Genomic DNA, 381 nt, shown 5'->3' on the forward strand with positions numbered 1-381 from the left:
AAATGGACCGACGCCTTCGCCGCCGCCCTCGACGAGGACCTCGCGGTGCCCAAGGCGCTCGCCGAAATCCACCATGTGGTGCACGAGGGCAACAAGGCGTTGGACGCCGGTGTGCTCGACACCGCGCGTGAGCATGCGAGCCAGGTGCGCGGCATGCTTGCCATTCTCGGCGTCGATCCGCTCGACCCGCAGTGGCACACCCCCGGTGATTCTTCCGCCGCTACCGCCGCACTCGACGTACTGATCGAGGCCGAACTCGAGCGGCGTCAGCAGGCGCGCACCGATAAGGACTGGGCCACCGCGGACGCGGTCCGGGATCGGTTGCAGGCCGCGGGTGTCGAAGTGACCGATACTCCCAACGGCCCGGAATGGTCGCTGGTC

1 protein-coding gene is annotated in these 381 nt (G+C 68.2%); it reads left to right on the plus strand.

What is annotated here, in order from left to right; translation table 11 throughout:
- The coding region (locus GV790_RS29135) for a CysS/YqeB C-terminal domain-containing protein (protein ID WP_309139049.1) at positions 1-381 on the plus strand (381 nt) is incomplete at both ends.

It is taken from the genome of Nocardia cyriacigeorgica (genome assembly GCF_010858045.1).
Classification (GTDB): domain Bacteria; phylum Actinomycetota; class Actinomycetes; order Mycobacteriales; family Mycobacteriaceae; genus Nocardia; species Nocardia cyriacigeorgica_E.